The organism is Agathobaculum sp. (assembly GCF_022775115.1).
GTDB lineage: Bacteria > Bacillota > Clostridia > Oscillospirales > Butyricicoccaceae > Agathobaculum.
The window spans coordinates 38,466-61,572 of sequence record NZ_JALFLA010000042.1; the positions used below are offsets into that span (position 1 = coordinate 38,466).

General features: G+C 60.9%; 28 protein-coding genes. 16 read left to right on the plus strand and 12 right to left on the minus strand.

The features are described 5' to 3' along the window. Nucleotides 1-12 precede the first annotated feature (12 nt). The 3 genes from nagA (at nucleotide 13) to MR935_RS05550 (ending at nucleotide 3,287) form a co-directional block, all read left to right on the plus strand. A complete protein-coding gene (nagA, locus tag MR935_RS05540; RefSeq protein WP_290571799.1) occupies nucleotides 13-1,122 on the plus strand; it encodes an N-acetylglucosamine-6-phosphate deacetylase in 1,110 nt (369 codons plus the stop codon). 116 nt (nucleotides 1,123-1,238) lie between these two features. Beyond that, complete coding sequence (locus tag MR935_RS05545; RefSeq protein ID WP_290571801.1) at nucleotides 1,239-2,093, plus strand: AraC family transcriptional regulator; 855 nt, start codon at nucleotides 1,239-1,241, stop codon at nucleotides 2,091-2,093. Nucleotides 2,094-2,267: 174 nt separating this feature from the next. Further along, complete coding sequence (locus MR935_RS05550; RefSeq protein WP_290571802.1) at nucleotides 2,268-3,287, plus strand: Gfo/Idh/MocA family oxidoreductase; 1,020 nt, start codon at nucleotides 2,268-2,270, stop codon at nucleotides 3,285-3,287. Between the two features lie 62 nt (nucleotides 3,288-3,349). Here MR935_RS05550 and MR935_RS05555 read toward each other — a convergent pair whose 3' ends face one another. Together MR935_RS05555 and MR935_RS05560 are read right to left on the minus strand one after the other, a co-directional pair. Then, a complete protein-coding gene (locus tag MR935_RS05555) occupies nucleotides 3,350-4,723 on the minus strand; it encodes a sodium-dependent transporter (RefSeq protein ID WP_290571803.1) in 1,374 nt (457 codons plus the stop codon). Nucleotides 4,724-4,782: 59 nt separating this feature from the next. Beyond that, on the minus strand, nucleotides 4,783-5,700 hold the full coding sequence (locus MR935_RS05560) for an FUSC family protein (protein WP_290571804.1): 918 nt from the start codon (nucleotides 5,698-5,700) through the stop codon (nucleotides 4,783-4,785). Nucleotides 5,701-5,892: 192 nt separating this feature from the next. Here MR935_RS05560 and proC point away from each other — a divergent pair, with 192 nt between their 5' ends. Continuing rightward, nucleotides 5,893-6,702, plus strand: coding sequence for a pyrroline-5-carboxylate reductase (gene proC / locus MR935_RS05565; protein ID WP_290571806.1), 810 nt, complete (start codon nucleotides 5,893-5,895; stop codon nucleotides 6,700-6,702). Between the two features lie 116 nt (nucleotides 6,703-6,818). On the opposite strand, the gene MR935_RS05570 is transcribed toward proC, so the two are convergent. Beyond that, entirely contained in the window at nucleotides 6,819-7,037 is a 219-nt protein-coding gene (locus tag MR935_RS05570) for a helix-turn-helix domain-containing protein (protein WP_290571808.1), read from the minus strand. A 91-nt stretch (nucleotides 7,038-7,128) separates the two neighbouring features. On the opposite strand from MR935_RS05570, the gene MR935_RS05575 reads away from it, so the two are divergent. After that, a complete protein-coding gene (locus MR935_RS05575) occupies nucleotides 7,129-7,347 on the plus strand; it encodes a hypothetical protein (protein ID WP_290571810.1) in 219 nt (72 codons plus the stop codon). Between the two features lie 8 nt (nucleotides 7,348-7,355). Here the strand turns inward: MR935_RS05575 and MR935_RS05580 are convergent, their stop codons facing one another. From MR935_RS05580 to pyk, 4 genes are all read right to left on the minus strand, one after another. Continuing rightward, on the minus strand, nucleotides 7,356-8,186 hold the full coding sequence (locus MR935_RS05580; protein ID WP_290571812.1) for a polysaccharide deacetylase family protein: 831 nt from the start codon (nucleotides 8,184-8,186) through the stop codon (nucleotides 7,356-7,358). A 93-nt stretch (nucleotides 8,187-8,279) separates the two neighbouring features. After that, a complete protein-coding gene (locus MR935_RS05585; protein ID WP_290571814.1) occupies nucleotides 8,280-9,527 on the minus strand; it encodes a M16 family metallopeptidase in 1,248 nt (415 codons plus the stop codon). A gap of 66 nt (nucleotides 9,528-9,593) precedes the next feature. Then, entirely contained in the window at nucleotides 9,594-10,811 is a 1,218-nt protein-coding gene (locus MR935_RS05590) for an LCP family protein (protein ID WP_290571816.1), read from the minus strand. A 4-nt stretch (nucleotides 10,812-10,815) separates the two neighbouring features. Beyond that, nucleotides 10,816-12,279 (minus strand): pyruvate kinase, encoded by a 1,464-nt coding sequence (gene pyk / locus MR935_RS05595; protein WP_290571817.1) that lies wholly within the window; start codon nucleotides 12,277-12,279, stop codon nucleotides 10,816-10,818. 255 nt (nucleotides 12,280-12,534) lie between these two features. On the opposite strand from pyk, the gene MR935_RS05600 reads away from it, so the two are divergent. The 7 genes from MR935_RS05600 (at nucleotide 12,535) to trxA (ending at nucleotide 16,225) form a co-directional block, all read left to right on the plus strand. Next, on the plus strand, nucleotides 12,535-13,455 hold the full coding sequence (locus MR935_RS05600; RefSeq protein WP_290571819.1) for a nucleotidyltransferase family protein: 921 nt from the start codon (nucleotides 12,535-12,537) through the stop codon (nucleotides 13,453-13,455). A gap of 13 nt (nucleotides 13,456-13,468) precedes the next feature. Further along, a complete protein-coding gene (locus tag MR935_RS05605; RefSeq protein ID WP_290571820.1) occupies nucleotides 13,469-13,990 on the plus strand; it encodes a hypothetical protein in 522 nt (173 codons plus the stop codon). A gap of 102 nt (nucleotides 13,991-14,092) precedes the next feature. After that, the gene (secG, locus tag MR935_RS05610) at nucleotides 14,093-14,329 is read left to right on the plus strand and encodes a preprotein translocase subunit SecG (protein WP_290571822.1); all 237 of its coding nucleotides are present in this window, start codon (nucleotides 14,093-14,095) and stop codon (nucleotides 14,327-14,329) included. A 2-nt stretch (nucleotides 14,330-14,331) separates the two neighbouring features. Then, nucleotides 14,332-14,562: a hypothetical protein gene (locus MR935_RS05615; RefSeq protein ID WP_290571823.1), complete on the plus strand. Its 231-nt coding sequence runs from the start codon at nucleotides 14,332-14,334 to the stop codon at nucleotides 14,560-14,562. A 154-nt stretch (nucleotides 14,563-14,716) separates the two neighbouring features. Then, nucleotides 14,717-15,109: a DUF3783 domain-containing protein gene (locus MR935_RS05620; protein WP_290571825.1), complete on the plus strand. Its 393-nt coding sequence runs from the start codon at nucleotides 14,717-14,719 to the stop codon at nucleotides 15,107-15,109. Further along, entirely contained in the window at nucleotides 15,090-15,899 is an 810-nt protein-coding gene (locus MR935_RS05625) for a DNA-3-methyladenine glycosylase family protein (RefSeq protein ID WP_290571827.1), read from the plus strand. The genes MR935_RS05620 and MR935_RS05625 overlap by 20 nt, the downstream gene beginning before the upstream one ends. Then, nucleotides 15,896-16,225 carry a thioredoxin gene (gene trxA, locus MR935_RS05630; RefSeq protein ID WP_442863017.1) on the plus strand — a complete coding sequence of 110 codons (330 nt, stop codon included), beginning with the start codon at nucleotides 15,896-15,898 and terminating at the stop codon, nucleotides 16,223-16,225. The genes MR935_RS05625 and trxA overlap by 4 nt, the downstream gene beginning before the upstream one ends. A 57-nt stretch (nucleotides 16,226-16,282) precedes the next feature. On the opposite strand, the gene MR935_RS05635 is transcribed toward trxA, so the two are convergent. From MR935_RS05635 to MR935_RS05655, 5 genes are all read right to left on the minus strand, one after another. Further along, nucleotides 16,283-16,939 (minus strand): hypothetical protein, encoded by a 657-nt coding sequence (locus tag MR935_RS05635; protein WP_290571830.1) that lies wholly within the window; start codon nucleotides 16,937-16,939, stop codon nucleotides 16,283-16,285. Between the two features lie 12 nt (nucleotides 16,940-16,951). Further along, nucleotides 16,952-17,389 carry a ribonuclease HI gene (gene rnhA / locus MR935_RS05640; protein WP_290571832.1) on the minus strand — a complete coding sequence of 146 codons (438 nt, stop codon included), beginning with the start codon at nucleotides 17,387-17,389 and terminating at the stop codon, nucleotides 16,952-16,954. Between the two features lie 184 nt (nucleotides 17,390-17,573). Next, nucleotides 17,574-18,173, minus strand: coding sequence for a zinc dependent phospholipase C family protein (locus tag MR935_RS05645; RefSeq protein ID WP_290571834.1), 600 nt, complete (start codon nucleotides 18,171-18,173; stop codon nucleotides 17,574-17,576). A 177-nt stretch (nucleotides 18,174-18,350) separates the two neighbouring features. Next, entirely contained in the window at nucleotides 18,351-19,223 is an 873-nt protein-coding gene (locus MR935_RS05650; RefSeq protein WP_442863015.1) for a radical SAM protein, read from the minus strand. A 77-nt stretch (nucleotides 19,224-19,300) separates the two neighbouring features. Then, nucleotides 19,301-19,624 (minus strand): hypothetical protein, encoded by a 324-nt coding sequence (locus MR935_RS05655; RefSeq protein ID WP_290571836.1) that lies wholly within the window; start codon nucleotides 19,622-19,624, stop codon nucleotides 19,301-19,303. A gap of 188 nt (nucleotides 19,625-19,812) precedes the next feature. Here MR935_RS05655 and MR935_RS05660 point away from each other — a divergent pair, with 188 nt between their 5' ends. The 4 genes from MR935_RS05660 to cysK all read left to right on the plus strand — a co-directional run bounded on the left by MR935_RS05660 (nucleotide 19,813) and on the right by cysK (nucleotide 22,705). Next, on the plus strand, nucleotides 19,813-20,298 hold the full coding sequence (locus MR935_RS05660; RefSeq protein WP_290571837.1) for an RNA polymerase sigma factor: 486 nt from the start codon (nucleotides 19,813-19,815) through the stop codon (nucleotides 20,296-20,298). Further along, entirely contained in the window at nucleotides 20,295-20,879 is a 585-nt protein-coding gene (locus MR935_RS05665; protein ID WP_290571838.1) for a hypothetical protein, read from the plus strand. Before MR935_RS05660 ends, MR935_RS05665 begins: the two co-directional genes overlap by 4 nt. Before the next feature lie 187 nt (nucleotides 20,880-21,066). Continuing rightward, nucleotides 21,067-21,480 carry a DUF2871 domain-containing protein gene (locus tag MR935_RS05670; RefSeq protein WP_290571839.1) on the plus strand — a complete coding sequence of 138 codons (414 nt, stop codon included), beginning with the start codon at nucleotides 21,067-21,069 and terminating at the stop codon, nucleotides 21,478-21,480. Nucleotides 21,481-21,772: 292 nt separating this feature from the next. Then, entirely contained in the window at nucleotides 21,773-22,705 is a 933-nt protein-coding gene (gene cysK / locus MR935_RS05675; RefSeq protein ID WP_290571841.1) for a cysteine synthase A, read from the plus strand. Nucleotides 22,706-23,107 lie beyond the last annotated feature (402 nt).

Consider the following 23,107-nt stretch of genomic DNA (forward strand, 5'->3'; position numbering starts at 1 on the left):
GGAGGCATCCGCATGGAACTGAAAAACCTAAGGCTCTATCACCCGGACGGCACCTTTTCCACCGGCGGCCTGACCATCTCGGGCGACCGCATCTCGTCCGCCCCGCCCTCGGCGGATGCCTGTGATATGAGCGGCCTGTACGCCGTGCCTGGTCTGGTCGACCTGCATTTCCACGGCTGTATGGGCTATGACTTTTGCGACGGTACGCACGAGGCCATTTCGACCATTGCGCGCTATCAGGCGCAGAACGGCGTGGCGGCCATCTGCCCGGCGACGATGAGCTATCCCGAGGAAAGGCTGGCGCAGATCGCCGAGACCGCCGCCAGCTATGTGCCGCGCAGCAAGGATGCCGCGCTGGTCGGCATCAATATGGAGGGGCCCTTTCTATCAATGGGCAAGCGGGGCGCGCAGAACGGCGCTTACCTCCATGCGCCGGACGCGGCGATGTTCCGCCGCCTGCAGCAAAAGGCGGGCGGCCTGTTCAAGATATGCAACATCGCGCCCGAGGTCGAGGGGGCGATGGAGACCATCGAAGCGCTCGCAAGCGAGGTACGCCTGTCCATCGCCCATACCGAGGCCGACTATGAAACGGCCTGCGAAGCCTTCCGCCGGGGCGCGCGGCAGGTGGCGCACCTGTATAACGCGATGCCGCCGCTGTCCCACCGCGCGCCGGGCGTGATCGGTGCGGCGGCGGATAACGATGAGGTCAGCGTCGAGCTGATCGTCGACGGCGTGCACCTGCATCCCTCGGTCGTGCGCACGACGTTCAAGCTGTTCGCTGGGCGGGTCATCCTGATTTCGGACAGCATCATGGCTACCGGGTTGGACGACGGTGAATATTCGGTGGACGGGCAGCCGGTGACCGTGCGGGACGGCTGCGCCACGCTGCACGACGGCACGATCGCCGGCTCGGCCATCAACCTGCTCGACTGTGTGCGCGCCGCGGTCGGTATGGGCATCCCACTGGGCGAGGCCATCTGCGCTGCATCGACCAACCCCGCGCGCGCCCTCGGTATTTCGCATGACTACGGTACGCTCGAGCCGGGCAAGCTAGCCAATATCCTGCTGCTGGATGACGAGCTGAACGTACACTCGGTCATTCTGCGCGGGCAAATCATTTAACGCCCTCTTTCCGGAGACGCTTCGGGTCTAACACGCCCGGCGCGTCTTCTTTTTTGGACGGCGCTTGACCTGCGCGCCCGATTGTGCTACGATGAAGCAGAGAGGGGGCAGGCGGCATGGTACAGTGCTTTGTCAAAAAGGAATACGAGCCGCCGTTTGGCCTGAGCACGCTGCCGCGCCTGTTTTCGGTCAGCCGCACGGACGAAAAAGCGTCCGCGCACCCGCGCGTCATGCACGCGCACGACGATCTGGTCGAGGTCGTGCTGGTGCGTGGCGGCAGCAGCCGCTATTTTGTCGGCGGCACGGTCTACGATGCCACGCGCGGCGACCTGTTCATCTACAACAGCGGCGTTGTGCACGACGAGCCCTCCGGGCCTGACCGGCCGGTTTCTACGGTCAGCCTTGCGCTAGGCGGCTTGCACGCGCCCGGCCTGCGCGAAAACGCGCTCATCGCGGAGGACGCTTCGCCCGTCTGCCGCCTGACCGAGCCGCAGACCGCACGGCTCGAGCGGCTGTATGACGTGCTGTACGACGAGCTAACCGAGGGCAACGACGACGGCGCACACCACCTGCTGATGGCGCTGCTCTCGCTGGTCGAGCAATACCGCGGCGCGGCCGGGCAGGGCGCGCACACAGCCGACGAAAACGCCCTTTCCCGCCGCATCAAGGCGTATATCGACGCGCATTTTGCCGAGGAGTTTTCACTCCGGCAGATGGCGGACAGCCTGCATGTCAGTCCGTACTACCTGTCCCACGTCTGCAAGGACGCGACCGGCTATTCCCCGCTGCAATATGTGCTGCGCCGCCGCATCGGCGAGGCGCAGACCCTGCTGATCACCACCGGCCTGCCCATCGCGCGCATCGCCGCGCAGGTCGGCTATGACAACGTCACGCACTTCAACGCGCAGTTTGCCAAGGCGGTCGGTATGCCGCCGCGCACCTTCCGCCGGGAGTATGTGTATCACAAATGAGCGGAAAACAAGAATCCAAAAGTCCGCCCGCCCCGCCGCCCGAGAGGCGGCTTTTTTCGCGCGGCAAAAAGCAAGAACGCTCTGGTTTTTTCGGGCGCGGCGCGGTAAAATGAAAGAAAGTACACAAGCGGGCGGCGCGCCCGTCCATTCCTAACAAGAAAAGGAGAATGCGAAATGAAAACGGTAAAAGTCGGTTCGGTCGGCCTCGGCCGTCTGGGCTATGAGCACGCGAAAAATCTGGCCACACAGGTGCCCGGCTGTGAGCTGGCCGCGATCTGCGATGTGGACGCGGCGCGCGTCAAGGAGGTCGCTGAGGAGCTTGGCGTGCCCCATACTTACACAGATTTTGAGGAGATGTGCAAAAATCCCGCGCTGGACGCGATCGTGATCGTCTCCCCGTCTTTCCTCCACTGCGAGCAGATCGAGATCGCAATGAAAAACGGCAAGCATGTGTTCTGCGAAAAGCCGCTCGGCACCGATGTCGCCCAGTGCAAGGCCGCGGAAAAGGTGGTCGAAGCCCATCCCGACCTGATCTTCCAGCTCGGCTTTATGCGCCGGTTCGACAAGTCCTACGCCGAGGCCAAGCGCAAGATCGACGCGGGCGCGATCGGCAAGGTCGTGCTCGTGCGCTCCTACACGCAGGACCCCCGCACGACGATCGAATCCACCCTCAAGTTCGCGCCGCACTCGGGCGGTCAGTTCCTCGATATGTGCGTGCACGATATCGACCTCATCCGCTGGTTCACCGGCTCGGATGTTAAAAACGTATGGGCCATCGGCGGCGTGTTCGAGTTTGACCTTTACAAGGAGCTGAACGACGCCGACAACGCCGCCGCGACCGTGCAGATGGACAACGGCGCGATGGGCTTTATGTTCACCAACCGCACCCACGCCGCCGGCTCGAATGTCGAGACTGAGATCATCGGCACGCACGGCACGCTGCGCATTGCAAACGTGGGCGCGAAGAACCTGCTCAACATCGTCGACGAGCACGGCTCGCGCGAGGAGTATTACCCGGACTTTATGAGCCGCTGGCATGAGGCGTTCGTGGCCGAGATGGTCGCCTTTACCGACCATGTGCGCACGGGCACCAAGCCGAGCGACCTGACCGTGTACGACGGCACAGCCGTATCCGAGGCCGCCTACCGCTGCAAGGAGTCCTTCGAAACCGGCAAAATGCTGCCCATCCGCTGAGGCGGGGCAGCGAAAAAAGAGCCTGCCGCAGAGCATTGCACTCTGCGGCAGGCTTTTCTGTTTTATACCGAAAGGATGCCCGCGAACTTGAGCAGCTCGCCCGCCAGAATGCAGACGACCAGAATGGGCGCGATAAAGCGCACCATCACCTCAAACAGGCGCTTGCGGTGGAAGGGGAAGTTGCTCTCCACCTCGTCGGATACGACCTTCGTGCCGACCACCCAGCCGACCAGCATACAGGTCAGGAAGGCGACGATGGGCATCAGAATCGAGTTGGAGATAAAGTCAAAGAAGTCAAGGAACTGCATACCGAGCAGCGTCACGCCCGCCCACGGGCCGTAGCCAAGGCAGGAGGGGATGCCCACCAGCAGCAGGAACACGGCCACCGCCAGCGCGGCCAGCCTGCGGTTCCAGTGCAGCTTGTCGCACACGATCGAGACGACCGTCTCCATCAGCGAGATCGACGAGGTCAGCGCCGCGAACAGCACGAGCAGGAAGAACACCGTGCCGACGATGTGCCCCATCCACATGCGCTCAAACACCTTGGGCAGCGTGCCGAACATCAGCCCCGGGCCGGCGTTTATCTTGGCCGGGTCGCCGCCGTTGAACGCGACCACCGCGGGTACGATCATCAGACCCGCGATGAACGCGATGGCCGTGTCGAATATCTCGATCTGGCCGACCGAGCGCTCGAGGTTGCTCTCCCGCGGCATATACGAGCCGTAGGTGATCATGATGCCCATGGCCAACGACATTGAGTAGAACATCTGCCCCATCGCGGCCAGCACGGTCGTGCCCGAGAAATGGGAGAAGTTCGGCACAAGATAGAACTTCAGCCCCTCGACCGCGCCCGGCATGGTAAGCGAGAACACGGCAACGACGACCGACAGCACGACCAGCACGGGCATCATAATCTTGGAGACCTTCTCGATGCCCTTTTCCACACCGAGCAGCACGACAGCCGTCGTCAGCAGCACATACAGCACAAACCAGAACAGCGGCGTGGCGGTCACGCCCGCGCCCGTAAAGCCGATGAAATCACCGAAATAGCTGTCTCCCGTCAGCGCCGCGCCGCCGCCGGTGACATATTCAAAGAAGTATTTGAGCACCCAGCCGCCAATGACGCAGTAATACGGCGTGATGATGGCCGGCACGAGCGAGGCCAGCCAGCCGAGCGCGGAAAAACGCTTATCCAGCGCACGGTAAGCGCCGATGCAGGACAAGCGCGTTTTGCGGCCGGTGGCGATCTCGGTGATCATCAACGCAAAGCCGAAAGTCACCGCAAGAATCAAATAGACCAGCAAAAAAATACCGCCGCCATACTTTGCCGCCAGATACGGAAAGCGCCAGATGTTACCCAGACCGACCGCCGAACCCGCCGCCGCCAGCACAAAGCCGATACGGCTGGAAAAACTGCTTCTCTTTTTCTTTTCCATACTTGTTGTTTAAACTCCCCTTATCGTTTTCTCATCGTGTGCCGCGCCGTCCGCCGGAATCATTTGACCGCCGCCGCGCCGGAGGGCGGGATGGACAAAAACTCGCTCAGATACCGGTAGGCGCGCAGCAGGTTGCCCAGATGGTAGTTGCCGACGATATCGGCCTCGCTGCGGCAGGGGGCGACCGGCGCCTCGGCCGCGTCCAGCCCCAGTATGGCCAGCTCCCGCGCGTTTTCCGGCGAGATGCGGCCGCGCTCGTCCATCGCACACAGCGCGCGCAGCTCCTGCAAGATCGAGCGCGCAAGCTGCTCACAGCCGCGCAGGAACGCGGCCTGCTCGGCGCGGTCGCGCATATGGAACACATTCTGCCCCTCGAACACCGCAAGCTCCTGTGCGAGACGCTCAAGCTGGCGCTCCAGCGGGGTCAGCGCGGGATAGTGGCCGTACAGCGCGCGCTCCTTGACCAGCGACGGCGCGGATTGGATAAAATACATCAGCATCCGCTCGATCTGCGCACGGTTGTTATACGGCTTGATCGCAATGTTGACCGCCAGTGCGGTCAACAAACCGATCGAGGTGTCCAGCAGGCGATTTGTACCGTAGTGCAGCGCCTCGCTCGCGGGCGAAAGGCAGACCGAGACAAACACGATACACGCCAGCGGCACGGCAAACCGCAGCCGCAGCTGCACGCAGAGCAGGATGAGCACGATCAACCCAAGGCCGATGCCGAAGTAGTGCAGTCCTTCAAACAGCCTGACAAACAGCGTGCCAAAGCTCGCGCCCAGCAGAATGCCGAAAAACTGCGTGCGGCAGGAGGCGACTGAATCATCCACCGAGCGGCTCATGGCGCTGATCGCGCCGATGGCGGCGAAAATATGCGCCGGTGAGCCGCGCAGGTCGGCAAACAGCAGTGCCAACGCGACTGCAAGGCCGGTTTTGACCGTGCGCAGGCCGATATGCGGGATGTGCCATGTCACAGCTGTCAGCCTCCAAACAGATAATGTGTTTATTGTACCACGAAAAACCGGTTCTAACAAGCTATTTGCGCAGAAAAGCGCATTGTGCTATAATGCAAGCAGGCCGCGCCGCAAGCCGTGCGCGGCAAGCCACCGAAAAAAGAGAAAACCGGACGGCGCACGCCGCACCGGCGGAAAAGGAGTGCATCCCTGATGAAAAAATACCGCTTCGGCGTGATCGGCGCGGGCAACATGGGCACGGCGATCGCGCAGGGCGCGGTACGCGCCGGGCTGTTCCCCCCCGGCGAGGTGCTGCTGGCCAACCGCGGCGCGCAAAGCCGCGCGGCACATGCTGCGCAGGGCTACGCCGTCACCGGCGACAACGCCGCCGTCTGGCGGGACTGTGAGACGGTCGTGCTGGCTGTCAAGCCGCAGAGTTTTGACGAAGTGCTGCCCTCTCTGACCGCGTGCGGCGGGGATAAGCCGCTGCTCGTGTCCATCGCGGCGGGCATCCCCTTCGCTCGGATGGAGGCCGCGCTCGGCGCGGACACACCCATCATCCGCGTCATGCCCAACACGCCGCTCGTGCTTGGCATGGGCGCGACCCAGCTGGTCAAAAACGCTGCCGCTACCGCCGAGCAGCTGGACAGGGTACGCGCATTGTTCGACACAATGGGCGTGACCGTTGTGTTTGACGAGGAGCGGATGCTCAACGAGGTCATCCCCTACGCCGGCTCGGCCCCGGCGTACCTCTATGCCTTTGCCGACGCGCTGGTGCAGAGCGCCGGGGCGCACGGCATCAGCGCGGACGACGCGCTCTCGCTCGTCTGCCAGACGATGATTGGCGCGGCGCATATGCTGCTGCGGCGCGAGCAAACACCGGCCGAGCTGATCCGCGCCGTCTGCTCGCCCGGCGGCACGACGATAGAGGGCATGAAGGTGCTCGAAGCGCACGATTTTTACGGCATGATCGCCGAAATGTGCGACCGGTGCATCGACCGCGCCTATGCCCTTGGCAAATGAATAGCGCATCGCCCCGTACAGCGCAAAAATCCCTCTTGCAGATTGCAAGAGGGATTTTTCTTTGGCCGTCATGGCTGCACAGGGCAAAGCCAAGCTGCGCCGCACAGCACAGCCCGTTACCTTGGCGGCGGCGCGTCATCATCCGTGCGGCCGAGGAGGTAATCGGTGCTGGTGCCGTAAAAATCAGCCAAGGCGCAGAGCACCTCGGGCGGCAGCATGCGCTGGCCGTTTTCATAATAAGAATAAGTGCGCTGCGAAACGCCAATGGCTGCCGCAAGCTGTTTTTGTTTGAGGTCCTTGTCTTCACGCAGGGCGCGGATACGCGGATAGAGCATCTTCAAATCACCTGCGTTTAGTATAGTCTAGAACAAAATGTTCATTGCTATTCAGAACAAAATGTTCTAAAATAGTGATGAGGTGATAAAGATGGCACATGAAGAATTGGATGCCGCATACCTGGAGGACGGTAGTGTGCAGTACGGCGGCGCGCTGCATTATGAAAAGGCGCTGTCCGTGCTGACCAGCAGGATAGAAGCGATCATCCAAGAGATCGAGACCGATGGGCAAAACCTCAGCGTAAACTACATACAGCGACTGCTCACCCGCTCGCTCGAGGATGCGGAAGAGCGGGTCACCCTGCTGTAACAGCCGCGTTATTTGGGCAGGTCGGTCAGCGGGGCGAAGGTGTAGCCCATCTCCTCCCAACGGGTCAGCAGATCGTCTAAAATGCGTGCATTGGTTTCGCTGGTCGAGTGCAGCAGCACGATCGCGCCGTCATGGATGCGCGGCAGCAGCTTGTCATAGGCCTGCTGGTCGGTGGGCTGGTTGTCGGTATACCAATCGACATAGGCCAACGACCAGAACACTGTCGTATAACCAAGCTCCTGCGCCTGCTTGAGATTTTCCTCAGAAAATTTGCCCTGCGGCGGACGGTAGAATTTCAGCAGCTCCTGCCCGGTCACCTCCTTGTATTTGTCGGCAAGGCCGTTCAGCTCGGCCTCGAATGCGGCGCGGTCAGCAATGCGGGACATATCCGGGTGGTGCAGCGTGTGGTTGCCGACGATGTGTCCCTCATCCACCATGCGTTTGACCAGCTCGGGCGCGGTGTCGATATAGTTGCCGACGAGGAAAAAGCAGGCGGGCGCGTTGTGCTTTTTGAGCGCGTCCAAAATGGCCGGGGTAAAGCCGTTTTCAAAGCCCGCGTCAAAGGTCAGGTAGAGCACCTTTTTGCCCGTGTCGCCCACATAGTAGGCGTTCCACTGGCGCAGCGTCTCGGCGGAGACATTACCGACCGGCGGCTGACCCTTGGTCTGGAAGGACAGTCCCCAATCGGTCACGGCGGCGGGTATAGCGGCCTCGGCGCTGGCGCGGGCGGCGCGCTGCCCGGCCATGGGCTGCAGCACAAACAGCGCGGCCAGCAGGCCGCATACACCGGCCGCAGCCGCAAAACGGTACAGGGTATCGCGTGTGATCGTGATAAACATAAAAAAACGCCCCTCTCGGTAAAACAGTATGCCGAGGGGGCATGCGGTATGCCGCCGTTTATCGGGCGCGGGCGGCGTTTTCATGCTATGGATTTATTGCAGCAGGGCGCGGTAGCCCTCTGCTCTGCCCGGCTGGCCGACGACGGCCAGCGAGGCCTGCGAAAAATCAAACACACGGCGGGCAAGGCCGAGCAAATCCTGCTCGGTCACCCGGTCGTAGGCGGCAAGCACCTGCTCGACAGAGAGCACCTGCCCGCGCAGCAGCTCGCTGCGGCCGATGGTCATCATGCGCGTACCCGTGCTCTCCAGCCCCATCAGCAGGTTGGTCTTGACCTGCTCGCGGCAGCGGGAAAGCTCATCCGGCGCAGGCCCATCCTCGCAGAACGCGCGCAGCTCGCGCACGATCAGCTCGAGCGCCCGCTGCTCGGTCTCTGCCCCAAGGCCGGTGTAGACGGAGAACAGGCCGGTATCCAGATGCGGGGTGGTGAAGGAGTAGATCGAGTAGCACAGGCCGTTTTGCTCGCGCACGGTCTGGAACAGGCGGGAGGACATGCCGCCGCCAAGGATGGCGCTGAGCAGGCCCATCGCATAGCGCTCCTCGCTCAGCAGCGAAACGCCCGGAAAGGACAGGCAGAGGTGGTTCTGCTCAATGTCCTTTTCACGCAGCAGCAGCCCGGGCTGGTAGACGGCGGGGACAAGCTCATTACGCCCCTCGCCCTGCATATCGGCAAACAGGGCGGCAATGTAATCGAGGTCATCCTCGGTAAAGTGGCCGGACACCGCCACGACCGTATCCTGTGGGCGGTAGAAGCGGCGCACATAGTCGTGCATGGCCTCGGAGTTGATCGCTTGCAGCGTTTCCGGCGTGCCGAGGATGGGGCGGCCGAGCGCCGAGCCTGCGTAGCACTGCTCGAACAGCTTGTCGATGGCGACGTCCTCGGGTGAATCCTCGTACATGCCGATCTCTTCGAGCACAACGCCGCGCTCCAGCTCGATATCGTGCTGGTCAAAGCGCGCATGCATAAACATATCGGCAAGGATGGACACGCCGGTTTGCAGGCGGCTGTCCAGCACCTTCATATAATAGCAGGTGCACTCTTTATCTGTAAAGGCGTTGGCCTGCCCGCCGAGCGCGTCGATCGCAATGGCGATGTGGCGCGCCGAGCGCTTTTCCGTGCCCTTGAAGATCATATGCTCGATGAAATGAGAGATGCCGCCGAGCGCGGCCGGTTCATAGCGGCTGCCGTTGCCGATCCAGATGCCGACCGACGCGGTGCGCACCGTGTCGAGCCGCTCCGAGATCAGCCGCACGCCGTTGGGGAGAACACGTTTGACATACATGGGCGTTGTTCCTTTCTTGCAGGACATAGGGGCGGGGGAGAAACGAAACAAACGGTGGCGCGTCCGTCAGCCCGCCAGCCGGGCGCGGTAGGTCTGCTGGTCGTAATAGGTGCGCGAGCCGTCAGGGTTGAGCCGATAATAATCGCCGTCGGAATCGCGGTAGTCGCCGGTCGCGGGGTCGTAGCTGCCGCCCTCCTCGGCGAGCGAAGCGGGGTCGACGGCAGCGCCGCCGTCCTCGTCCAGTCCGGCAGGGCCGGTCGGCTCCTCGTCAAAGTCAACGCCGCCAAGCGGGCCGTCAGCGGCCGGTGTATCGGCGGGCACGGTATCGCCGGGGTAAAGGTCGCTGTAAATGTACTGATGGATGTGGTCGGCCGCGGTATCCAGATCATACAGGATATACTCGCCCGACGCGCCATAGTAATCCCACTCGTCGTCCAGCGGCACGCGCGTGCGCTCGAGCGCGGGCATGCCCCCGCGCACCGCGCCTGCGATCAGCGGGGCAAGCGCAGCAGGGGAGAGCGAGGTGGTCACATGGGGCATCAGCTTGTTCATCAGGCCGATCAAGCGGCTGGCGCTCATTTTCTGCACACTGGTGAACAGCGCGTTCAGTACGATGCCCTGCCGCTCGACGCGCCCCCAGTCATCGCCCGTGTTGCCCTTGCGGATGCGGCCGTAGCACAGTGCCTGTGTGCCGTCCAGCCGCTGCAGGCCGGCGCGCTCCACCCCCGCGAAGGTCTTGCCCTGCTCGATGCCGTAATCGCGGATGACGCGGTTAAGCTCGTCCACCTCATACGCCTGCACGTCGATCTCAACGCCGCCCAGCGCGTCTACAATCTCGGCCAGCTGCTCAAAGCCGACCGCGATATAATCCCGGATATCGGTGCCGAAATTCTGGTTGATCGTCTCGATGGCGAGCGAAGGCCCGCCGAGAAAGTACGCGGCGTTGAGCTTGTCCTCCCCATAGCCGGGGATGGACACAAGGCTGTCTCGCATCAGGCTGATGAGCTTGATCTTGCCGCGCGTGTTGTCGATCGTGACGATCATCATGCAGTCCGAATGGCTCTGCGTTTCGCCCGCGCGCGCATCCAGCCCGAACAGCGCGAGGTTGGTGATATTTTCATCCACCTGTATACCGGCGGCGAGATCCCTTTCAAACAGCGAGGAATCGTAGTTATAGCCGAAAAATACCCGGTAGGCATACAGGCCAAAGCAGAAAAGGACGGACAGCACGACCAGCACGGTGAGCATCCGGGTCAGCACACGCTGCAAGCGCTTGATCGACATGGTGTTAATCCTGCACGAGATGGGCGAAAGCGTGCTCGGTCAGCTGGTGTACGCGCAGGGTGTTGGTGTAATTGACGCGGCCGACCGGCATACCCGCGGTGACGGTGATGGTATCGCCCACGCGCAGGTCGAGCGCGGACACGGCCGCCCCAGCCGAAAGCTCATACAGCTCGGTACCCGAATTCGGGCGGCACGACACTAACACCGGCGTAACGCCCCACGACATGGTCAGCCGGTGGAAGGTCTGCTCGCTGGGCGTGGCCGCGATGATGGGCGCGCCCGGACGGTAGGTGGATACCGCGCGCGCGGTCGAGCCGGACTCGGTAAAGGCGACGATGCACTTCGCCCCAAGGTCGGCCGTGGTCGAGCAGGTCGCGTGCGCGATGGCGTTGGTCTTAAGGTCGCCCGATACATTCATGTTCTGGAACTCCAGCCGGGTCGAACGGCGGCGGTCATAGTGGATGGTGCGCTCGGCGTTTTCCGCCACACGGCTCATCGTAGCGACGGTCTCGACCGGGTATTTGCCCACCGAGGTCTCGCCCGACAGCATGATAGCACTCGTGCCGTCGTATACCGCGTTGGCCACGTCGGACACCTCGGCGCGGGTCGGGCGCGGGTTTTTGGCCATGCTTTCCAGCATCTGTGTGGCAGTCACCACGCGCTTGCCACGCGAGATGCAGGTTTTGATGATGCTTTTCTGAATCTCGGGCAGCTCCTCAAACGGCACCTCAACGCCAAGGTCGCCGCGGGCGACCATAACGCCGTTTGCCTCGTCCAGAATGGACTGGATGTTGCGCACACCCTCCATGTTTTCGATTTTGGCGATGATCTCCACGTCCTCGCGGCCGTTCGCTTTGAGGATGTCCTTGATATCGCGCACGTCCTGCGCGGTGCGGGTAAAGGAAGCGGCGATAAAGTCGATGCCCTGCGACAGACCGAACTCGATATCGGCGCGATCCTTGTCCGAGACGAACGGCATGTTCAGCTGGATGCCGGGCACGTTGATCGACTTGCGGTTGGACAGAGGGCCGCCGTTGAGCGCCCGGCAGACGATATCCGTGCCGTCCTTGACCTCGATCACCTCAAACGCCACCAAACCGTCATCGATCAGAATACGGGTGCCCGGGCACACATCGCCCGGCAGGCCGGCGTAGGTGATCGAAACGATGGTGTTGTCGCCCTCGATATCGCGGGTGGTCAGCGTGAACTGCTGCCCCTCGGTGATATCGATCTGGCCGCTCTGATAGGTCTTGGTGCGGATCTCGGGGCCTTTGGTGTCCAGCATGATGCCGACCGGCACACCGAGTGCCGCGCGTGCGGCCTTGACCGCGTCGATGCGGGCTTTGTGCTCCTCGTGAGAGCCGTGGCTGAAATTCAGGCGGGCGACATTCATGCCGGCCTGTATCATTTCGGTCAGAACGGGCTCAGCCGCGGGGCCAAGGGTGCAGATGATTTTGGTCTTGCGCATTGTTTTTGCTTCCTCTCTTACAATCAACAGATTGCCTTTATTATGATTCTTAACGGCATTATTTTAACAGTTTCCACCCAGATTTGCAATTGCCGGCGCGGCTTTTATGCGATTTTCATTGCTTTTCTACAAAAAAGCCCGTGCGCGGCGCAAACATCTTGTGTTTTCTGATACGGTCTTGTATAATGGGTACACAAGAGCGAGAGCGGCGGTATCGTTTTTGATATTTTTCACCGAAAACGGGGGAAGTATGCAATGGAAAAACCGATTTTAGTCGTGATGGCCGCGGGCATGGGCTCGCGCTACGGTGGCCTTAAGCAGATCGACCCGGTCGGCCCGCAGGGGCAGATCATCCTCGATTATTCGATCTACGACGCGCACCGCGCGGGCTTTGCCCGGGTGGTGTTCATCATCCGGCCCGAGCTTGAGCAGGCGTTTGAAGCTGCCATCGGCCGCAAGGCGCGCCGTCTGATGCAGGTGGACTACGCTTACCAGACGCTTGACCGCCTGCCCGCCGGCCTGACCGCACCTGCCGACCGGCAAAAGCCGCTCGGGACGGCGCACGCTGTCTGGTGTGCGGGCGATTTGGCCGCGGGCGTGCCCATCGCAGTCATCAATGCGGATGATTTTTACGGCGCGGACGCCTTCCGCAAGGTCTATGACTACCTGTGCACAGCCGAGGATGACGACAGGTACCGCTACTGCATGGTCGGCTACCGCGTGGAAAACACGCTGACCGAAAACGGCACGGTCTCGCGCGGGGTGTGCACGGTGGACGAAAACGGCTGCCTGACCGGCATCGTCGAGCGCACGGCCATCTCCCGCGCGGCGGACGGGCGCATCGTCTATGCCGCCGACGGCGACGCACCCGCCGGCGAGATCGCCGCGGGTACGCCGGTCTCGATGAACCTGTGGGGCTTCACGCCCTCCTTCCTGCCCGCGCTTACGGACGGCCTGCGCCGCTTTTTCGCGGAAACACTGCCGCACAACCCGCTGAAGGGCGAGTATTACCTGCCCTTTGCGGTCGATGATCTGATCGGCGCGGGGCGCGCGAGTGCGCGCGTGCTGCCGACGGACGCGCGCTGGTTCGGCGTGACCTACCGGGAGGATAAGCCGGTCGTGTGCGCCGCGATTGCCGGGATGACCGCGCAGGGCGCGTATCCCGCCGGGCTGTGAAAGAGGGACAGGGATGGACTTTTCGACCGAATTTGTCGCCCTGCGCGACCGGATGCGCGACGGGCAGGGCAACGACTTCGTCTGCCGCGCAAACGCCGAGGTGGCCGGACGCACGGCCGCGCTGCTGAGCAGCTTTGACGTGTGCACCGAGCGCAAGCTGCTCGGCATAATGCCGACCGGGGGCACGAGCCGCGCGCATGAATACCGGCTGCTGTTCGGCGTGCCCGTGCTCGACGCGCCCGCGCTGGACGATTGGTGGCGCTACGCCATCGAGGCCGAGCGCGCCCTCGTGCGGCCGGACGCCTCGCACAGCTTTTCGCTCATCTCGCTGCTGCTGGCCGCGGGCGAGGTCGACCGCGCGGCGCAGAAAAAGCTGAAAAAGCTCGAGGCTGAGCGGCAGTTCGCGGGCGGGCAGCAGGGCTGGTCGGCCATCCGCGCGGCCGCGGTCGAGCTGGGCAGCGGCGCGATCTATGTCAACCGCATGGGCCAGCCGCTCAAGAGCATTTTGCGGCCTTTTTTGTCAAAAAACACTTGAAATACACGCGCTGCTGTGATATAGTACACAGTATATGGGCAGAAATGCGCCCGCGTCGCTCCGGCTGCGCGCGCCTATCAATGATTTTGGAGGAATCTGTAAATGACCACCACACAAATCGCACTTTCCGCTGTTATGATCATCGCCAGCCTGTTTCTTATCATCGTTGTGCTGCTGCAAAGCGGCGCGCAGCAGGGGCTTGGCTCTGTTTCCGGCGGCGCGGAGACCTTCTTCGGTTCGGGCAAGGCCAGCGCGGCGGATAAGGTGCTCGCCCGCCTGACCTCGGTCATCGGCGTGGTCTTTATCATCGCGGCAATCGTGCTCAATCTGGTGCACTGATTGTGCGCTCGCTTCAATTGGGTCTGCTGGTCTTCTTTCTGGTTTGCGCGGCGCTGACCGCCTTCCAGCAGCTCCGCTACGGCATGATCACAGGCCGCAGCGCGTATGACGATCCCCAGTCAGACCCCGCGGCCAAGGACTGCGCCAAGCGCGCGGCGGCCTTTGCCGCGGCGGCCGGCATCAGCTTGGTGCTCTGCATTTTAGTAGGCGTATACACGCGCCTTGGCGCATGAACGGAACAAAAAGGGCGGGCTCTCGGGCGGAGAGTCCGCTTTTTTTATCTGCGCCGGGTGTACGGGAAAATATTGTCGCAGCGACGCACGTTTTGTGATACAATAGAAAAAACCGCCTTGGGCGGACAAAAACACACGGCGGGAGGACATTACTATGCCGGTATCTCGTGAAACAGTATTATATTACGACCCCCAAGGCGGCGCACGCGCCGTGGCGGTCAAATCCATTTTGGTGCGCATGGGCGCGCGGATCAAAAACGTCGCGCCTGACGCGGTCGGACAGACGGTGGGCTGCCTGCTGGGACGCAAGGGCTTCGACGCGCGCGAGCAGGCCGAGGCGCCCGCGCTTGCCGAGCCGGTGCTTGTGCTCGACGGCTTTACCGACAAGCGGCTCGAGCTATTGCTGCGCGCGCTGAAGAAAAGCGGCGTATCCGTGCCGTACAAGGCGGTCGTCACGCAGGACAACCTCGGTTGGCTGTTCCACCAGCTCTATGAGGAGCTGGCCGCCGAGCATGAGGCCATGCAAAATGATCGAACGCATCATTGAGGATTTTGATATTGGGCAGATCGCGCGGTCGGGCCAGTGCTTCCGCTTTCGCCCGCTGGGCGAGGGACGCTGGTCGCTTATCGCATATGGCCGCTATCTCGAGCTGACACAGCGGGGGCAGACCGTGTGCTTTGACTGCGATGCGGACGAGTTTGACACGGTATGGCGGCCGTATTTCGATCTGGACGCTGACTACGGCCGCTACAAGTGCGCCGTGGGCAAGCGCGACCGGTATCTGCAAGGCGCGGTAGCGGCGGGCTGGGGGCTGCGCATTTTGCGGCAGGAGCTGTGGGAAACCATCGTCTGCTTCATCATCTCCCAGCAGAACAATATCGCGCGCATCACGAAATGCGTCGAAAATTTGTGTTTGCTTTTTGGAGAAACCTGCTATAATATAGAGGGGCAGGCATACCATGCCTTTCCCACCGCCGCGCGGCTGGCTGCCTGCACGGCGGACGACTTGGCTGCTGTACGGTTGGGCTACCGGGCGCGGTACATCGTCGCTGCGGCGCAGCAGGTCGCCTCGGGCGAGGTCGATTTGGACGCGATCGGGCGGATGCGCTACCCGCGCGCCAAGGCCGCGCTGATGAAGCTGACCGGCGTGGGCGTCAAGGTGGCCGAGTGCATCTGCCTGTTCGCGCTGCACCATACAGCCGCCTTTCCGGTGGACACGCACATCCGGCAGATGCTGGATGCGCATTATCCCAAGGGCTTTCCGCTCTCGCGGTACAGGGGCTTTGCGGGCGTGATGCAGCAGTATGCATTTTTTTACGAGCTTCAGACAGAATAAACAAAAAGGAGAATGCTGATATGTCAGTTTTAACCGTCACGAAGGACAATTTTGAGAGCGAGGTCAAGCAGTCGGACAAGCCCGTGCTGCTCGATTTCTGGGCGACTTGGTGCGGCCCGTGCCGCATGGTATCGCCCATCGTCGATGAGATCGCCGAAGAGCGCACCGATATCAAGGTCGGCAAGGTCAACATCGACGAGCAGCCCGAGTTGGCGCAGCAGTTCGGCGTGATGAGCATTCCGACGCTGGTCGTGCTCAAGAATGGCGAGATCACCAATCAGGCCGTCGGCGCGATGCCCAAGGAGCAGATTCTCCGCCTGCTGTAAGGCGGGGACAACAAAAAAGCGGAAACGGGAAAGCCGTTTCCGCTTTTTGATTTGCTTTTAACCGCGCGGCGCAATATTCTGCGTATAATAGGCCTCAAACAGCCGCATCATCAGGCCGATATGGCGCTTCTCCCCCCGGTGGCGCAGATATTTCCAGCAAGAGAACGCGGTGATCAGCCCGCCAATCGTACACACGATGGTGTCCTGCATGGTGTCGCTCACGCCGGTGCGTGCCACCTGCTGCGGATCGACGCCGAAAAAGGAGATGAAATACTCCCATATCTCCCACAGCACCGCGCTCATCATAGCGAACATCCATGTATAGAGCGAGGCGTTGAAGGCATCTGCCGCGTCGAGCGCGTGACCGGGCTTTTTGGCAAAGTACACAATCGTGCCAAGCACGGCGAACAGAAAGCCTGAGAGAAAATGCAGCAGCTTATCCCAAAACGGGATAAGCGTGTAGCCGCCGAGCAGGCTGGCAAACGGCACCGCCGCGCACACAAAGGCGTTAAACACGATCTCCAACAGGTAGACCGGGCGCAGGCGGCACACGCGGTACAGCACAAACGGCACCGCCGGCAACGCAAAGGCGGCCACCGGCAGCAGGCCATTGTACAGCACCGCTTCATGCCGCGGGCCGAACACCACCGCATAGACCGTGAAGACATAATAAAACACCAGCGTGCCGTTGCGCACGCGCTTCATCCGTTCCATAGACCCTCCGTTTTATTTGTACTGCTGGTATGCCCCGACGGCCAATTCGTCACAACGGTTGTTATATGGGTTATCCGCATGCCCCTTGACCCAGTGAAAGCGCACCTCATGCCGTTCGAGCAGGTCGAGCAGCCGCGCCCACAGTTCGGGGTTTTTAGCGGGCTTTTTGTCGCTCTTGACCCAGCCCTTGGCGCGCCAGCTTTTGGCCCAGCCCTTGGTGATGCCGTCAACGACATACTTGCTGTCCGAATACAGGTCGACTGCGCATGGCTCGGTCAGCGCTTCAAGCGCGGTGATCACGCCGAGCAGCTCCATGCGGTTGTTGGTGGTCATTGGCTCGGCACCGGAAAGCTCCTTTTCGGCCTGCCCATATTGCAGGATAGCGCCCCAGCCGCCCGGGCCGGGGTTGCCCGAGCAGGCGCCGTCGGTATAGATGACAACGTTTTTCATAGTTTCTCCCAAATGGTTTTTTCTTAATTATAGCAAATTTTGGCCGTGCTGTCAGGCGAAATTTCGATTTTACCGCCGGGCGATAGCAAAACTTTCTTGTCTCGCACGCCAGGGAAAACAAAACGCCGCCCGGATGTATCATCCAGACGGCGCTTGAGCCGTAAAACAGGGGGTATCCGCTCGCTCAGGCGATGACGGCGGCCGATACCTCGGCCTGCTCGTAAACGATGTTGATGATGGACAGCACCACCATGGCCGTGGCGCGGCAGATGTGCTCCAAATCATCGTTAATGCCATGATGGCGGTCGGCCGCGCGGTATTCATCGTGCATCGCGCCGATGCGGCTAATCAGCGCATCGACCGTCACCGGCGGGATGATCGGGCTGGCCCACTGCTCAAAGCGGGCTTCGGTCATACGGCGGCGGATGACAAGCGCAATGCGCTTTTCATACACATAATGCGCCAGCAGATTGCGGTCGTAGATATCATCGTTGTGCGGAAAGGTGAAAAAGTCGGTGATAAAGTGGCAAATCTCGCCCAAATCGACCGACAGCTCGCGGCCGTTGACCGGGCCGATCGTGTACTTTTCGGTAAACGCGCGAATTTTATCCATCACCTCGTCCATCATCAGCGAGGGATAATGGCGCTTGGTCAGGTAAGTACCCGTCAGGTCGGGCTTGAGATTGCCATAAACAAAGCCGCTTTGGTCAAATGTAACGCCGCACGTCTGCTCTACATAGTCCATCAGCAGATGTGCAACACGAATATGGGAGACGGAATCCATCAACAGCCCTCCAGACAGGCGCATTTTCCTGTTTTGATTTACCGGATCTTTGCGTTCATCCTTGTTAGTATAGCATACTTTTGCGGCCTTGTCTCCCCTTTTTTGAAAATTTCATAGAAATCACACAATGCACAGGAAATGGCACATGATGAACGGAAAACTTATCCAAAATGCGCGTTATCTGGCGCGGAAGGCTTCGTTTTTGAACTTGACCTTGCCCTCGAGCGCCTGCCGCAGCCGCTCGCACATGGCCTCGCGGTCGGCGTTGAGCGTGCCGGCAAGGTTGACATAGTTGGAAGCATGGTTTGCGCGGAACACGCTGCCCTCGGCGTCGATATGCTCGAGCAGGATGAGCGTTTCCTGCGCGATCTCGATCGGGTTCATCAGATAGAAGCGGCCTTCCTTCCAATCGCGCATGAGCGGGGTCTCCAGCTCGAACAGCAGCGTCAGCAGGCCGATGTACTCCGGCTTCATGCGCGAGAGCGCCTCGGCTGTGCCGATCGCGTGCTCTTCGCTCAGCTCGAGTGAGCCAAGCCCCGCAATACAGGTGACCGACAGCTTCATGCCCGCTTGCTTGACCATCAATCCTGCGCGAACGATCTCGTCGGCAGTCTCGCCCTTGTTGACGCGGCGCAGCACCTCGTCCGAGCCGGATTCCAGACCAAGGTAAATCATATCCAGCCCCAGCGTGTGCAGCATATTCAGCTCGTCCTGCGTTTTGCACAGGATAGACGCGGGCGAGCCGTAGCTGGTCACTCGCTCACACTCGGGGAAAATTTCCCGAATGTAGCACAATATCTCGGCCATATGCTCGGCGCGGCACATGAGCGCGTCGCCGTCGGCTAGAAAGATGCGGTCGACCTTGCGGTACATCTGGCGCGCTGCTTCAAAATCGCGCTTTACCTGGTCCAGCCTCCGGATGCGGAAGCACTTTTCGCGGTACATATCGCAAAAAGTGCATTTGTTGTGGCTGCAGCCGATTGTGACCTGCACAATCAGGCTATGTGCCTCAGACGGCGGCCGGAACACACGGCCTTCGTATTCGATCATTGGTTTTCAAGCTCCTTTCTCCCGGTCGCGGATAAAAAACACGGGCGGAGAGGGGTGTTTCTCCGCCCGGTTGCCGCTTATTCTTCGGTTTCTTCCTCGTCCTGCGCATCCTCGCCGGACTCGTCGCTCTGCGTGTCAGCCTCCTGCCGGGCGGCTTCGTCCGCACCGGCGGCGCACTCCTCCGCGCAGGCAGCCGCGCATTCCTCCGCGCAGGCGCAGTCGTCGCAGTCGGCCTCGGCGCGCATCATCTCCTCCAGCTCATCCATTGCTCTGAGCTCGGCCTCGTGATACACCTCTTCCTCCCGCTTTTTTTGCAGCAGCACAAGCGCCGCCGTTGCGCCGGCCGCGCAGGCCAGACTGGTCAGCAGCAGACCTGCTTTGATTTTTGTCGAATTTTTCAAGGTCTACACTTCCTCTCAACATGGTGCACGATATAGCTTTACTTTACCATACCGCCCGGTCAAAGTCAATGGCGGCGTCGGGGGTTATTTGCCCATGTGGCTTGCGCCTTTGCGCGCGGGGATGTATTATTTTTTTGTCACAAACCGGACGCCCCCGTTGTGTTTAGGGTGAAAGGAGGCTTTAGAACATGTATGATTGGCACGGCGAGGAGGATGCGGCACGCTTTGTCCGCACCTATGCCGACCTCATCCTGCGGCTCTGCCTGTCGCACGGCCTTGACCGCGCGGACGCACAGGATATCTGTCAGGATCTGTTCCTCAAGCTGCTCACCCAGCGCCGCAGCTTTCGCAGCGCAGAGCACGAAACGGCGTTTGTCATCCGCGCGGCGGGCAACGCCTGCAAAAACCTGCTGCGCGCGCCCCATCGCAGCCGCGCGGCCTCGCTCAGCGAGGCGCTGGCCGCCCCCGCGCCCGAAAACGATGGGAGCGAGGTGCTGGCCGCCGTGCGGGCGCTGCCCCACCGCTGCCGCGACGCAGTGGCCCTGTGCTGCATCGAGGGCTATTCGGCCGATGAGGCCGCGCGGCTGCTCGGCATTTCGTCCGCGGCAGTGCGCAAGCGGCTCGAGCGCGCCAGAAAGCTTCTCAAAACCGACCTGAAAGGAGCTTTGATATGAGCGATTTTCCCGAAAAGATTCTGTTTTCCGAGCAGGAGAAGCAGGCGCTGACCACCCGCCTGCAAGCGGCGGCGCGCGCCGCCAAAAAACCCGCGCGGCCGCGCCGTCTGGTATGCGCTGTGGCGGCAGCGCTCGCGCTGACCGTGGCCGCGGGTGCGATCGGTGCGGCGGGCGGCGCCATCGGCAGGCTGCGGCTGACCATCAACGGCCAGCAGATCGACGCGGACGCTGTGATGGTGCTGCACGCTGACGGCACGGCGACGATTACGGTCAACCCGGCGGGCGGCGAGCATGTCGAGATCACCGACCCCTCGGGTGCGCTGACTGCCGTCGTGCTGACCGGCAACGAGCAGGCCGCGATGGACGCGCCCGCGCCCATCGCACAGGAGCGTGACGCAGACGCGCCGCCCTACACGCTGCGCGAGCAGGACGGACGGCTACTGCTGCACATCAACGGCTACATCCCGATCGACGTAACCGACCGGCTGGCCGAGGGCGTTACCTTTGTCTACACCGACGAGCAGGGCATCGAGCAGACCGCGACCGTCTCGGGCACGGTGGATGCGTACACCGTCAAATAAGCTGAAAAGTCCTTTACGCCGCCGCGTGAAGGACTTTTTGAATTCCCCGCCCAATGACTTGACTTTTCTCGGCCAATTGGTTATGCTGAAAGCAGAAAAATTTTGCAGAGACGGAAAGAAATATCCAGCCGCTCCGCACCGGACGGCACGGACGCCGTCTCATCATAACATCGGGAGGAGAAGCTTTATGAAACGCTATGCAAACACCGCTCTGCTGTATGCCATACTCGCCATGATTGGCGGCGTATTCTACCGCGAATTTACCAAATTCAACGGCTTTACCGGAAAAACCACGATGGCAGTGCTACATACCCATTATTTTCTGCTAGGTATGGTGTTCTTTTTACTGCTGCTGCTGCTCGAAAAGCATTTTTCCTTTACGAGCGCCAAAACCGGCAAGATACTGGTCGGCTACCACATCGGCCTGAACCTCACCGTGGCGATGCTGATCGCCCGCGGCGTGACGCAGGTGCTGGACATGGCGCCGTCCCGCGCTATGGACGCAAGCATCTCGGGCATGGCTGGTATCGGCCATATTATCCTGAGCGTATGCATGATCCTGCTGCTTTTGCAGGTCAAGAAAAGCATGCCCGCGCAATAAAGCGGCTCGCGTTCCCTCGCCTGCTGTTGTGAATGAAACCCCGGCGGAAACCCTATCGGCCTATGTGGTCAAAGGGTGTCCGCCGGGTTACTTTATGTGCAGAATATTTCCGCTCCGCTCTTGACAAACAGGCGTATCCGTTCTATAATCCCTATATACCTACTCGAAATGTTGGTTTTTGTGATCTGCCGTACAAGGGCGCTTGTCAGCCGCCGATGTCGCATCTGCTGACACCGTTTTCAGTTCATATCCCTTTGCTAATTTCATCTTACTATATTTGGAGGAATATGCCATGAGCAACATTTATACATCTGCCGATCAGCTTGTCGGCAAGACCCCACTGCTCGAGCTGAGCCATATCGAAAAAGAGGACGGTCTTGCGGCCAGAGTGATCGGCAAGCTGGAATACTTCAATCCCGCCGGCTCTGTCAAGGACCGCATCGCCAAGGCGATGATCGACGACGCCGAGCAGCGCGGTGTACTCAAGGAAGGCTCGGTCATCATTGAGCCGACCTCGGGCAACACCGGCATCGGTCTGGCCTCAGTCGCCGCGGCCAAGGGGTACCGCATCATCATCGTCATGCCGGAGACCATGTCGGTCGAGCGCCGCCAGCTGATGAAGGCCTACGGCGCCGAGCTTGTGCTGACCGAAGGCGCCAAGGGCATGAAGGGCGCGATCGCCAAGGCTGCCGAGCTGGCCGCCGAGCTTCCCAACAGCTTTACGCCCGGCCAGTTTGTAAACCCTGCAAATCCTGCCATCCACCGGGCGACGACTGGCCCTGAAATCTGGCAAGACACCGACGGCAAGGTCGATATCTTTGTTGCCGGTGTGGGCACCGGCGGTACACTGACCGGTGTGGGCGGCTATTTGAAAGAGAAAAACCCCAATGTGAAGATCGTCGCGGTCGAGCCTGCGGCCTCCCCTGTGCTGAGCAAGGGCGTGTCCGGCGCGCACAAGATTCAGGGCATCGGCGCGGGCTTTGTACCCGATGTGCTCGACACCGGCATCTACGATGAGATCATCACAGTCGAAAACGAGGATGCCTTTGCCACCGGCAAGCGTATCGGCAAGAGCGAGGGCATATTGGTCGGCATCTCCTCGGGCGCAGCGGCTTGGGCTGCAATCGAGCTGGCAAAGCGTCCGGAGAACAAGGGCAAGAACATTGTCGTGTTGCTGCCCGATACAGGTGACCGCTATCTGTCCACCCCGTTGTTTGCGGACTGATTAAAACTGCCGGGGCGAATACGAAGTGCCCCGATACGGTGAACAATCTAAACAGAGAACATCACCATTGCATAACGGCAACGATCCCCCTGCACGGCTGCACATGCAGGGGGATTGACGAGTCCGCTCACAGGCGGTATATTAAATACAGAAAAGGTGCTGCCGGCAGACGGTTAGCCCCATATTTCAGGTCTTAGAAGTAACCGATCATGTAGGAATGAGGCGGTTACTTCTTTTTTATTGCTCGAAATGCGCTCGATAAGTACAGGTAATACTACAAGCATTATGAGGCATTCCATAGCAACGCCCCCTTTCAGGGGAAAGACTTAACTGCCTGCCGCTGTAGTATAATAGCCGCAAGAAAAACCCCCGTTATTTCATAAGAAAAACGGGGGCTGCTTG